We start from the raw sequence: 13,061 nt of genomic DNA, 5'->3' as shown, positions 1-13,061 counted from the left end.
TAAGCTTTAATTTTGCACTGATGGTGAGCGAAGGTGATAGACCTATTGTTCGTGAATGTCGGTTTTATTTTATACGTATTGCTTATCTTTGCGGTGGCATTACAAGTGGTACTTAGGCGCCGCCCAGTGGGTGTTACACTCACCTGGCTACTGTTGATTTTCACTCTTCCTCTATTCGGTATTATTTGTTATCAGCTATTCGGCGAACGCTACCTCGGACGATTTAGGGTGAAACGCGCCCGCTTAATGGAAATAAAGTATAAGCAAAGCATCGGCCAATTTAACCGCTCACCTCATGTTGTCAAAGAAGCCTGTTCACGCCAAGCAAAACCCCTAAACAATTTGACTCATCGCTTATTAGGCCTACCTATTTTGGGGGGCAATCAACTTAGAAATTTTGACAACTCCTTAGCTGCACTCAGTGCAATAAGCCAAGATATAGAAGCAGCTACCTCAACCATTTATATGGAGTTTTACATTGTACATCTAGGAGGTTTAGTCAACCCTCTACTAGAAGCATTAGCACAAGCTGCACAACGCGGCGTAAGTGTTTACTTACTCGCTGATTCAGTAGGCTCTAGACAATTTTTGAAATCCACTATGCGTCAACAGCTTGAGGAGGCGGGGGTACAGATCATAGAAGCTTTACACGCCAATCCTGTGCGGATGCTATTTCAGCGTATCGACCTGCGATTACACCGTAAAATAGCGGCCTTTGATCAAAGTGTGGCTTATACCGGCTCAATGAATTTGGTTGACCCAAGATTTTTTAATCAACAAAGTGGAGTTGGCCAATGGGTTGACCTAATGCTGAGAGTCGAAGGCCCAGCGGCAATAAACCTTCAAGCGGTCGTGGCTTACGACATAGAGATGGAAAATGGCCTCCCCCTAATTGAACAGTTAGATTTTAAAAAAAACATACCCAATATTGGCCAACAGACGATGCAAATCATGCCGTCGGGGCCAGGCATTTTTGGTGACCATGTGATTGAGCTTTTAATCACATCGCTCTATGTCGCGCAACAGCAAATCATTCTTACTAGCCCCTATTTTGTGCCAGACGAAAGCTTACAAATGGCACTGGTGACAGCCGCTAATCGAGGGATAGAAGTGAACCTTATCTTACCCGCCAGAAATGACTCGTTTTTAGTTCGCTACGCGAGTCACTCTTTTTATCAGCAACTGCTCGATGCTGGAGTAAAGATCTACAGATTTAATGGTGGTTTACTACATACCAAAAGTTTACTCATTGATCAGCGGGTGGCATTAGTGGGCACCGTTAACTTAGACATGCGCAGCCTGTGGCTCAACTTTGAAGTAACCTCAATCATTGACGATAAAGATTACGCCGAAGATTTATACCGTATTATTCAACGCTACCTACAACAAAGCACCAAAATAGATGCTATAGCGTGGCGCAAACGGCCTATCTACCGACGCCTAATGGAAAACATCATTCATATATTTAGCCCTTTGTTATGACTAACTCATCAAGCGCATAGCCGACTGGCCAATTCTTCTTTCTTACTTACACTTAATGTCATTTTTACCCGCTCAATATCGAGGCTGAGGTATCAGCGCCCGTCAACCCAATAATGTTGCTTACTTTACTCTATATGAGCTTATTCAAGCTGTATCTATTAAGTTTATGACCAAGGCTTTCAAAGCCAATAAGCAGAACCACCGCACAGTTTAATCAAACAAAACTCTAAAAAAGGTGACTAAAAAGACAATACCCCCTTTAATTGGCAAACTTATAAATAGTGAGTAAGCGATAGCATCGCCTAGTCGTTTAAGGGATTAATCTAGGTTTTAATGTGAGCAATCAAACCATTAGCAGCGCAGCGCCACCAATACTGCGCACCATCGTGCCGGAAATTAAGCAACAAGCACAGCAAGGTCAAGGCGAAGAATTGGCTCAACGTTACCAACGCTATTTTCAAGCCGGCTTGGCAACCAGCGAGCGTGAAATACAGCGCATATATCAATTGCGCCATAGGGTATATTGCGAAGAATTTCATTTTGAGCCGAGCAATACTTCAAAAATGGAAACCGATCAATACGATAGTCATTCTCAATATTGCCATGTGCAGCACTTAAATAGTGGCTTAGATGCCGGTTGTCTGAGACTAATCAGCCCTAGCAGCACGCAATCCCTACCGCTGTTAGACGCATGTGGTTTAGCAATAAATCACCCCCAACTTCATCCCAATAATTTTTCGCCAGATAGTATTTGTGAGGTGTCTAGAGTCGCCTTAGATAGCCGTTTTCGTCGTCGTAAAATTGATAATGGTGGTGGCGCAAACCCGGTAGGGATCGGCATTAACCCATTTAGCGAGAAAGAACTAAGAACCTTTCCTTATATCAGCATGAGCCTTTACCTCGCGGCTTCGGTTGTCGCTCAACAAAGCGGTATTAAACATGCTTACCTAATGGTTGAACCTCGCTTGGCACGCAGTTTATCCCTACTAGGTATTAAAATGACTCGCATCAGCCCAAACATCGATTACCACGGAATTCGCGCTGCTTATCACGTCACTATAGAGCATTTCCAACAGCAGCTGCCCGTGCTTTTTCAACCCTTGTTGACCCTAATTGAACACAGTTTTAAACCAAACGTAGCTTTTCGTTTTGAGCAAACAAACGATACCAGCGCGCTTAGCGAGGCTATTTAAAGCAAAAAGGCAGCCTAAGCTGCCTTTTTTAACATCAAACTTTAAACGCTAACTTATGGTGCCTTTGGTGGGCGACCAGCACGTTTACGTTCGTTTTCTGTTAGCAAACGCTTACGAATACGGATGCTTTCTGGCGTTACTTCAACTAACTCATCATCATCAATAAACTCTAAAGCTTGCTCTAGGGTTAATACGATAGGTGGCGTTAGTGTTTGTGCTTCATCAGTACCAGAAGAACGTACGTTAGTTAGCTGCTTACCTTTCAAACAGTTTACGGTTAAGTCATTTTCGCGAGTGTGAATACCCACAATTTGACCTTCGTATACTTCATCCGCGTGCTTAGCAAACAGGCGACCGCGGTCTTGTAAGTTAAATAAAGAGTAAGTCAGTGCTTTACCGGTAGCATTTGAAATCAATACGCCGTTTTGACGCTGACCAATGGTACCGCCTTTGTGTGGGCCGTAACATTCGAAGGTGTGGTAAATCAAACCAGAACCAGAAGTCAGTGTCATAAATTCTGTTTGGAAGCCCATTAAGCCACGGCTTGGCATTAGGAAGTCCATGCGTACACGACCTTTACCATCTGGTGCCATATCAGTAAGGTCACCCTTACGTAGGCCCATTTGCTCCATAACACTACCCTGATGCGCTTCTTCAACATCAATGGTGACTGTTTCATAGGGTTCTTCTAACTTACCATCTACTGTGCGAAGAATTACTTCTGGGCGAGATACAGCAAGCTCAAAGCCTTCACGACGCATGTTTTCGATAAGGATACCTAGGTGAAGCTCACCACGGCCAGATACGCGGAATTTATCCGGATCGTCCATTTCTTCAACACGTAATGCAACGTTGTGCACCATTTCTTTCTGTAAACGCTCTAGAATATTTCGCGAGGTAACAAACTTACCTTCTTTACCCGCAAACGGAGAGTTGTTTACTTGGAAAGTCATGTTAACGGTAGGTTCGTCAACGCTTAACGGTTTTAACGCTTCAACGTTATTAGTATCACACACGGTGTCTGAGATTTTTAATTCACCTAAACCAGTAATAGCGATAATGTTACCGGCTTCCGCTTTTTGCGTTTCTTGGCGCTCTAGACCTAAATAACTTAATACTAAGCCAATTTTACCGTTACGTTTCTTACCGTCAGCACCTACCACAGTAACCTGTTGGTTTGGTACAACACTACCACGGGTAATACGGCCTACACCGATAACACCAACGTAAGAGTTGTAATCAAGCTGTGAAATTTGCATTTGGAAATCGCCGCTTGGATCCGCAGCAGGGGGAGCAACGTTATCAACAATCGCTTGGAATAGTGGTTCCATATTGTCTGAAGGATTGTCTAAATCCATGGTCGCCCAACCATTGATGGCTGATGCATAGACCACTTTAAAGTCTAGCTGGTCATCGGTCGCGCCAAGGTTATCAAACAAATCAAAAACTTGATCCATAACCCAGTCAGGACGAGCGCCAGGCTTGTCGATTTTATTGATAACCAAAATTGGCTTAAGGCCTTGCGCAAATGCTTTTTGAGTTACAAAGCGAGTTTGCGGCATTGGACCTTCTTGCGCATCAACCAACAGCAACACAGAGTCTGCCATAGACATTACGCGTTCAACTTCACCGCCAAAGTCGGCGTGTCCAGGAGTATCAACGATGTTGATGTGGTAATCGTGCCACTCGATCGCAGTATTCTTTGCAAGAATAGTAATACCACGTTCTTTTTCAATATCGTTAGAGTCCATGACTCGCTCTTCAGCATCGCCACGGGTGGTTAACGTTCCTGATTGCTGCAATAGTTTGTCTACCAGGGTGGTTTTCCCGTGGTCGACGTGAGCAATAATGGCGATGTTTCTTAACTTATCTAGCACGGCGTTTAGCCCTTTATATAATGAGGTAAAATCAAAAAGTGGGCTATTGTACATATAAACGACAAATTCTCATAGTTTTAAGTTGATCACGGTTTTTCCTCTGCGTATTTAAGGTATGATGTTCACTGCCAAAACTACTTGCACCAAAACGGACAAGATTAGCACCATAAAGGTGCGATTGATTGCACCATATTGACGCTAACGCCCATTGTAACCATAAGTTTCAACAACTTATGCATTGGCACAGTTTTCGCTAGATGCAACACAGCAGTGATAAATTCGCAATTATTACAATTCAAATCGATTGAACCATCAATTTTGATGACACCGGAGGTTAAAAACATGTCTGCAGAAGTTTTAGCTTTGCTTAAAGAGCAAGAGGTTAAATTTGTTGACTTACGCTTTACCGATACTAAAGGTAAAGAACAACACGTATCTATCCCATCTCACCAGGTTGACGAAGATTTCTTCACCGACGGCAAGATGTTCGATGGTTCTTCTATTTCTGGCTGGAAAGGCATTAACGAATCAGACATGGTATTGATGCCTGATCCTGCTACTGCTGTTTTAGACCCGTTCACTGAAGAAAACACTCTAAACATTCGCTGTGACATTTTAGAGCCTGCAACAATGCAAGGTTACGACCGTGACCCACGCTCGGTTGCTAAGCGCGCTGAAGAATACATGCGTTCTACAGGTATTGCAGACGCTGCTTACTTTGGTCCTGAGCCTGAGTTCTTCTTGTTTGACGATGTTAAATACAAAACTGACATGTCAGGTTCTATGTACAAAATTGATGCTGATGAAGCATCTTGGAACTCAGACAAGCACTTTGAAGATGGCAACACCGGTCACCGCCCAGGCGTTAAAGGTGGTTACTTCCCAGTAGCGCCAGTTGATTCTTCACAAGATCTACGTTCAGCAATGTGTTTAGTACTTGAAGAAATGGGTCAAACTGTTGAAGCGCATCACCACGAAGTGGCGACTGCTGGCCAAAACGAAATTGCAACGCTTTTCAACTCTATTGTTGAAAAAGCTGATGAAACTCAAGTGCTTAAGTATGTTGTTCACAACGTAGCTCACGCTTACGGAAAAACAGCAACCTTCATGCCTAAGCCAGTTGTTGGTGATAACGGTAGTGGTATGCACGTTCACCAATCAATTTGGAAAGACGGCGAAAACTTGTTTGCTGGTGACCTATATGGTGGCCTATCTGAAACTGCATTGTTCTACATTGGCGGTATCATCAAACACGCTAAAGCGATTAACGCTTTTGCTAACGCATCGACTAACTCGTACAAGCGTTTAGTACCAGGCTTCGAAGCACCCGTTATGCTAGCTTACTCAGCGCGTAACCGTTCTGCGTCTATTCGTATTCCTGTAGTACCTTCGCCTAAAGCACGTCGTATCGAAGTACGTTTCCCTGACCCAACAGCAAACCCATACTTAGCATTCTCTGCAATGTTGATGGCTGGCCTTGACGGGATCAAAAACAAAACTCATCCTGGCGACGCTATGGATAAAGATTTGTACGACCTACCTGCAGAAGAAGCAGCAGCAATTCCACAAGTGGCAACTTCACTTGAAAATGCACTAGCTTGCCTAGATGCTGACCGTGAATTCTTAACGGCCGGCGGCGTATTCAGCGATGATTACATTGATTCTTACATCGCATTGAAATCTGCTGACGTTGAACGCATTAACATGACAACTCACCCAGTTGAGTTCGAATTGTACTACAGCGTATAAACAAAACGTTACACGGCATATAAAACCCGCTTTAAAGCGGGTTTTTTTATTGCTTTTCAATGAGTTTTTGCCCATTTTAAGTAAGTAGAATGGAGGAACAAAAATGAGCAAGTGGTTTGCAATCTTTTTAATGGCTGGTTTAGGGCTTATAAATGCTCACGCGGCCAATACGGTATATCAATGGGTAGACAAAGATGGGGTGACTCATTTCTCTGATCGCCCTCAAACAGGAGCCAAAGAATTAAAAGTCGATGTCGCTCCACCCGCAACAAATGGGCCCTTGGTAACACCACGCGCGCCGCTGAAAAAAGCGGAAAAGCCGATTAAATACCAAGTGAGTATTACCAGCCCCAGTCATGAGCAAACAATTCGTGATAATGAAGGCAAAATATCCATTAGTGCCAGCGCCAATCCGGTGCCACTAAACGGAATGGGCTACAAATTGGTGCTAGACGGCGTGCCTCAAGGACAAATCACCAATGTGGGTTATTTCCAACTCACCAATATCGATCGTGGTGCACATACCATTCAAGTGCAGCTTGTTGATAGTTCAGGCAAGAAACTTGCATCATCTAATCCAATAACCGTATTTCTGCACCGTGCTAATGCAAATGGCGCTGCAGCTGGAGGATAAGTTGTTTCTCTCTGCTGCATAAGGGTAAACTCAGTGCAGAGGCACCGTATTGGTGCAACCTTTTCAGGAGAGAGTGGTGTTAGAGATTTCAGGGCTCGAGCGTTTAGTGCTAGAAAACCAAGTAACCGCCATTGTATTACTTGATGCTGGCCTCAAGATTCAATACGTCAATGCAACAGCAGAGCAACTGTTGGGGCAAAGCGCTAAACGTTTAATTGATGAACCATTAGCATTTCAAGTGAAACATAGCTCTTTAGACTTAAGTAAATTAGACAGCGTATGCAGCTCGGGTCAAAGCTTTACCGACAATGAAGTCACCTTAGTATTCGATAGTCATCACGTACTTGTAGAGCTATCCGCTACTCGAATTCAACATGAGCGCAGCTACTTATTAATGTTAGAAATGCGCGCCATCGGTCAACAGAAGAAAATATCCCAAGAACTTTACCAGCATGCCCAGCAGCAGGCCGCCAAAGAATTAGTTCGTGGCTTAGCCCACGAGATAAAGAATCCCTTAGGGGGCTTACGCGGCGCGGCGCAGCTATTAGAAAAAGAATTGGTTAACCCAGAGCTGAAAGAGTTCACCGGTATCATTATTGAACAAGCCGACCGTCTAAGAAAGCTAGTAGATCGTTTATTGGGTCCACAACGGCCAGGCTTACATGAAATGCATAACGTACATTCGGTGCTAGAGAAGGTTCGCCAATTAGTAAACTTAGATTTACCCAAAGGTATCGTGGTTGAACGGGACTACGACCCCAGCATTCCCGATTTTGAAATGGACCACGAGCAACTATTACAAGCTTTCCTTAATATTGTACAAAATGCGACACAAGCCTTGGCCAGTAAAGGGGGAAGAATAGACATCATTACCCGTACCGCCCATCAAGCGACTATCGCAGGCCAACGTTTCAGGTTAGCAGCAGAAATAAAAATAATAGATAACGGACCAGGAATTCCCACTGAGCTATTAGACACGCTATTTTACCCCATGGTTACTGGCCGCGAAGGGGGTACCGGTCTAGGTTTATCGATCGCTCAAAATTTAATAAATCAGCATAAAGGCAAGATAGAATGCGCCAGTTGGCCGGGTCATACCGAGTTCACCATTCATCTTCCATTAAGACGTTAAGGATGTATTAACATGGCAGCAACAGTATGGGTCGTCGATGACGATAGTTCTATTCGGTGGGTGCTAGAAAAAGCCTTAAAAACAGCAAATTATGATTGCCTAAGTTTTGCCGATGGTGAAATGATGCTACAGCAATTGGATTATGAGCAGCCAGATGTGGTGATATCAGACATTCGTATGCCTGGCATGGATGGCTTAACTCTACTTGAAAAAATTCAAGCCCATCACCCTGATATGCCGGTAATTATTATGACCGCCCATTCAGATCTAGACTCAGCGGTAAACGCCTACCAACGCGGCGCTTTTGAATACCTACCCAAACCCTTCGACATTGACGAAGCGGTCGCCTTAACCGAACGCGCCGTGGCTGTGTCTCGCGAACAAAAAGGCAATAAGGGTAATAATAAGCCTAGCTCACCGGCCCCCGAAATTATTGGCGAAGCGCCTGCGATGCAGGAAGTTTTCCGCGCCATTGGTCGCTTGTCTCGCTCGAGTATTTCGGTGCTAATTAATGGTCAATCGGGTACCGGTAAAGAATTAGTGGCACATGCACTGCACAAACATAGCCCACGCGCTAGTGGCAGTTTTATTGCGCTCAATATGGCGGCCATTCCCAAAGATCTGATCGAATCAGAACTATTCGGTCATGAAAAAGGGGCGTTTACTGGGGCGAATAACATCCGTCATGGTCGTTTCGAGCAAGCCAACGGCGGCACCTTATTCTTAGACGAAATCGGCGATATGCCTTTAGACATTCAAACCCGCTTATTACGGGTCTTAGCTGACGGGCAATTTTATCGAGTAGGGGGGCATTCACCAGTACAAGTTGATGTAAGAATCATTGCCGCGACTCACCAGAATCTTGAGAAAAAGGTCGCCGAAGGTGATTTTCGTGAAGACTTATTTCACCGCCTAAATGTAATTCGCATTCATCTTCCGTCACTGTGTGAACGCCGAGAAGATATTCCAGCGCTAGCCAATCACTTTTTAAGCCAAGCGGCCAAAGAACTAAATGTAGAAAGTAAGTTACTGCACAAAGATACCCAGCGTTTCATGATGCAATTAGCTTGGCCTGGTAATGTTCGGCAGTTAGAAAACGTTTGTCGTTGGCTAACGGTGATGGCAAGTGGTCAGGAAGTACTGCCGAATGACTTGCCGCCAGAACTTAGCAAGCCCGTCACCACCGAGCAAGAAGACAGCGCTGAAGGGAACTGGCGCTCGCTATTAAAAAGCTGGGTGTCACAGCAACTGGTATCGGGTCAAATTGATATTCTAGGTGAAGCTATGCCCGACTTTGAACGAATCATGCTTACAACCGCATTGGAACACACTCACGGTCATAAACAAGAAGCTGCACGTTTACTAGGATGGGGTCGCAACACGCTGACACGTAAGCTAAAAGAGTTAGACGTAGAGGCTTAACTCGGCGGCTCGGTAACAAAAAAGGAGAATATTCATTCTCCTTTTTTATTTGCTTGCTGAAAGTCGCTCGCTTAGCTCTCTACCAGCGGTGCACTCTTATAACGACAACTTTTTTGCGGACACACTTCTCGCTTACCGGCTGCCGTTTTCTTCAGTACCAGTAATTTCCAACCGCAATCGGGGCAAGGTTTAGCGACCGGTTGGTCATTCACCGCATAGGAACATTTAGGATAAGCATTACAAGCGTAAAAGGTTTTACCAAAACGTGACTGACGCGAAGCCAGCAAGCCTTTATTACACGACGGACAACTTATCTCAGGTGCGCTTTCAGCCTGTGGTTGGGCTGACTCAATGTGTTGGCAACTCGGAAAGCCACTACAACCAATAAACATCCCATAGCGACCTTGGCGCAGCATAAGCTCCTTACCGCATTCAGGGCATGTGGTGCCTGGCAATACTTTATCTAGCGAGTGATCCTGCTGATGCAGGGCACGACTATAATCGCAGCTTGGATACTGGCTACACCCTAAAAAAGGGCCTGACTTACTGTTCCGGTGCTGCAACTCGCCACCACATTTAGGGCAAACGTCATATTCTTTTTCTAAAGCATGTTCGTGAGCAGAAAATAGCTTAGGATCTATCTTTGACATGGTAACACCTCATTCAACTGAGCTAAGCATAACAAAATCGACGCTTAACACGCATTGATTAGATACCAGTAGATGGCAATTAAAAAAACTAAAGATGTGGGGGAAAATCGAATGGCAGTCTATTTTACAAACACTACGCTTTAGCTACACCGCCATTAGGCGGTGTAACCACAAATAAAGCTCTAGACCTTTTTAGTGTAAGGGCCCGTCACCTAAATCAAATAACAGCTCTTCCATTTGCTGATAAGCCGACTCACTACCGGGAACATTAAATAGCACCATTAAAATGATCCATTTTAAATCTTCCAACTCGAGTTCTGGCCCATCTAGCTCCATTATTCGATCAATTACCATTTCGCGAGTTTCTGCATTTAACACTTTCATTTGCTCTAAAAACAATAGAAAGCCACGACAAGATACGTCCAGTTTGGCAATTTCTGGCGCCGTGTAAATGCGCAAAGACGGAATTTCAGAAGGGTTTAAGTAGGGTTGCTTATCACTATCTTGTAGCGCAGCAAGTTGCTCTAACCAATCTAAAGCCTTATAAATTTCTTCTTTATGAAATCCAGCACGGCTAAGCTCTTCTGTTAGCTCATCGTGATCCATCAATAGCTCTACATCACTATGAATGTAGGTTTCAAATAGATACATGAGGATATCAAACATAGTTAGTTCCTCCTCAGCTTGACGTAACCACCTGGCACAACGGCCACAACACCCAATATCTCAAGCTCAGTTAACTGAGCCAGTACAGCATCAACAGGTTGTTGAGTGCTTAAGACCAAATCATCAATTGACGTTGTCTCATAGGCTACGTTATCCAACAATTGACGATAAGGCAAATCTTGTTCTCGCATAATTTGTTCCGCCTCCGATAAAGGCAAGCTAGCTTGAACATTAAAACCCCTTAACTCTTCTACTATATCGACCGGCGTAGTCACCAGTTTAGCGCCTTGTTGGATCAAATGATGACAGCCTGCATGTAAGGGGTCATCAATTGACCCTGGCACAGCAAATACGTCTCGGCTTTGTTCGGCAGCGTAATTGGCGGTAAGTAATGAACCACTGGGTAATCCCGCTTGCACCACCAATACCGCTTGGCTCAAACCACTTATAATTCGATTACGCCGAGGGAAATGGTTGGCTTTGGCGGCGGTGCCGGGCCAAAACTCACTGACAATAGCGCCTTGTTGCACAATGTCATGCGCCAGTTGCTGATGGCGTTTGGGGTAAACTCTGTCTAGCCCAGTCGCGACCACCGCAATGGTGGCATCGGCGCGGGCCGCCAAGGCCCCTTTATGCGCCGCCGCGTCAATACCCAAGGCTAAGCCACTGGTTATCGTTAGCCCTTGCTGAGCCAGCTTTAGGGCAAAACCTTGAGCATGATTAAGCCCCGATACACTGGCATGTCTACTGCCCACTATCGCTAACTGAGGTTTAATTAATAACTGAGGATTGCCGCGCACAAATAACAACATTGGCGGGCGTTGAATGTTTCGCAAGCATTCGGGGTACAAGGGGTCAAAACAACCGATGACATAGCAATGCTCTTGCTCTAACCAAGTTAAAGCCGCGTTAATCCGCGCTTGGTTAGGTTGGCGTAGTGCAGAAATTTGTTGAGGGCTAAACTGCCAAGCTTGTAACTGTGCATCATCGGCAGCCAATAATTGCTCAATAGAGCAATGGCTTAAAGCCACCTGCAGGCGTGACACAGAAAACCGTGGCACACCTGCAAGCTGAAGATATTGAACTACCGATAAACTCGGTAGCAACTATAGGTTCTCCACCAGATAGTTTTCACGCAAAATAACTTTGCTATCGGTGATAATGGCGTAGCTTAATTTTTCATAAGCTTTAAACACCATCAACTCACCCACTTTTTCATTGGGCAAAGTCACTAATTGCTCTTCGTTATTAAACGCACGGTCAAAGTGATTGGCCATTTCCTCGTAAGATTTACGCTTAACCTTATCAATCATCACCGTTCCAGGCTGAGCAATGGCAAACATATCACCTGGAGCCACTTGATCACGGGTACCTTTGTTGATAATAACCACGTCGTAACGGCTCATTACCGAGGTATCAGTAGCGGCCGATACAATGTAGCCACTGCTGTCTAGCTGCTTGTTATTAGGTACAAAATAAGCAGGAAGACGGTCTTGGTCGGGCAGTTCCAACAAAATATCGCCCTGGTTAATCTCGTTTAATACCTGAGTGACTTTGAACTGAGTAATATTATTCTCATGCAGGCGTTCAGATACCGCCACGGCAATAAAGGTTAAGGTTTGGCCTAATTCTTCCTTCGTCTCAGGATCTCTATACTTATCGGCAACACGATAAACACCGTAATACTTACCGGGTTTAGACTGCCCTCTAACATACATCGCTCGACCAATCGCGATTCGAGATTGCGCATCATTATCACCCAATACATAAGGCGCATTTTTAAGGGCATCTTCGTCAACAATATGATCGTGACTTAAAAATGCACTAATTGCGGCTAATGGCACAGTTGGAATTGGGCTAGCTTTTTCCTCAACATGTACTTTAGGAGAAACTTTAACAATACGCTTGCGAACTAAGCGAGGCTCACCGTTTTCATAAATTAGCGACAAACGATCGCCAGGGTAAATCAAGTGAGGGTTTTCAACCTGAGGGTTAAACTGCCATAAACGCGGCCACAACCAAGGTGAATGTAAATATAAAGCTGATATATCCCATAAGGTATCACCTTTTTTAACCACATAAACTTCGGGAAAATTCTCCTTTAATTTCAATGTGTCAGCAAGAGCGCCCCCCACAAACAACATCAAACAGGCCCAAAGCCAAACCAATTTCTTCCCTTTCATAGTGTCTCCCAGCGACATCCCTATATCCAAAGCTGTTTTTTAGTCACATAAATGACTAGAATTACCACAATCT

The 13,061-nt window shown here is 44.5% G+C and carries 11 protein-coding genes; 6 read left to right on the top strand and 5 right to left on the bottom strand.

The window, feature by feature from the left end; genetic code table 11:
* Positions 1-33: 33 nt before the first annotated feature.
* Complete coding sequence (gene cls, locus M0C34_RS01180) at positions 34-1,482, top strand: cardiolipin synthase (RefSeq protein WP_248713844.1); 1,449 nt, start codon at positions 34-36, stop codon at positions 1,480-1,482.
* Between the two features lie 335 nt (positions 1,483-1,817).
* Positions 1,818-2,675 (top strand): PEP-CTERM/exosortase system-associated acyltransferase, encoded by an 858-nt coding sequence (locus M0C34_RS01175; protein WP_248713843.1) that lies wholly within the window; start codon positions 1,818-1,820, stop codon positions 2,673-2,675.
* Positions 2,676-2,728: 53 nt separating this feature from the next.
* Here the strand turns inward: M0C34_RS01175 and typA are convergent, their stop codons facing one another.
* Positions 2,729-4,552, bottom strand: a complete 1,824-nt coding sequence (gene typA, locus M0C34_RS01170; RefSeq protein WP_248713842.1) for a translational GTPase TypA — start codon at positions 4,550-4,552, stop codon at positions 2,729-2,731.
* Between the two features lie 342 nt (positions 4,553-4,894).
* Here typA and glnA point away from each other — a divergent pair, with 342 nt between their 5' ends.
* From glnA to glnG, 4 genes are all read left to right on the top strand, one after another.
* On the top strand, positions 4,895-6,301 hold the full coding sequence (gene glnA, locus M0C34_RS01165; protein WP_248713841.1) for a glutamate--ammonia ligase: 1,407 nt from the start codon (positions 4,895-4,897) through the stop codon (positions 6,299-6,301).
* A 103-nt stretch (positions 6,302-6,404) separates the two neighbouring features.
* Positions 6,405-6,935 (top strand): DUF4124 domain-containing protein, encoded by a 531-nt coding sequence (locus M0C34_RS01160; protein WP_248713840.1) that lies wholly within the window; start codon positions 6,405-6,407, stop codon positions 6,933-6,935.
* Between the two features lie 76 nt (positions 6,936-7,011).
* The gene (gene glnL / locus M0C34_RS01155; RefSeq protein WP_248713839.1) at positions 7,012-8,067 is read left to right on the top strand and encodes a nitrogen regulation protein NR(II); all 1,056 of its coding nucleotides are present in this window, start codon (positions 7,012-7,014) and stop codon (positions 8,065-8,067) included.
* A gap of 12 nt (positions 8,068-8,079) precedes the next feature.
* The gene (gene glnG, locus M0C34_RS01150; protein ID WP_305883146.1) at positions 8,080-9,489 is read left to right on the top strand and encodes a nitrogen regulation protein NR(I); all 1,410 of its coding nucleotides are present in this window, start codon (positions 8,080-8,082) and stop codon (positions 9,487-9,489) included.
* Positions 9,490-9,560: 71 nt separating this feature from the next.
* Here glnG and M0C34_RS01145 read toward each other — a convergent pair whose 3' ends face one another.
* The 4 genes from M0C34_RS01145 to M0C34_RS01130 all read right to left on the bottom strand — a co-directional run bounded on the left by M0C34_RS01145 (position 9,561) and on the right by M0C34_RS01130 (position 12,988).
* Complete coding sequence (locus tag M0C34_RS01145; RefSeq protein ID WP_248713838.1) at positions 9,561-10,139, bottom strand: DNA topoisomerase family protein; 579 nt, start codon at positions 10,137-10,139, stop codon at positions 9,561-9,563.
* Between the two features lie 192 nt (positions 10,140-10,331).
* Complete coding sequence (locus M0C34_RS01140; protein ID WP_248713837.1) at positions 10,332-10,805, bottom strand: DUF494 family protein; 474 nt, start codon at positions 10,803-10,805, stop codon at positions 10,332-10,334.
* Between the two features lie 2 nt (positions 10,806-10,807).
* Entirely contained in the window at positions 10,808-11,911 is a 1,104-nt protein-coding gene (dprA, locus tag M0C34_RS01135) for a DNA-processing protein DprA (RefSeq protein ID WP_248713836.1), read from the bottom strand.
* A complete protein-coding gene (locus tag M0C34_RS01130; protein WP_248713835.1) occupies positions 11,912-12,988 on the bottom strand; it encodes a LysM peptidoglycan-binding domain-containing protein in 1,077 nt (358 codons plus the stop codon). It lies immediately after the preceding gene.
* Positions 12,989-13,061: the final 73 nt, after the last annotated feature.

It is taken from the genome of Agarivorans sp. TSD2052 (assembly GCF_023238625.1).
GTDB lineage: Bacteria > Pseudomonadota > Gammaproteobacteria > Enterobacterales > Celerinatantimonadaceae > Agarivorans.
This window is presented reverse-complemented; position numbering and strand designations above follow the sequence as displayed.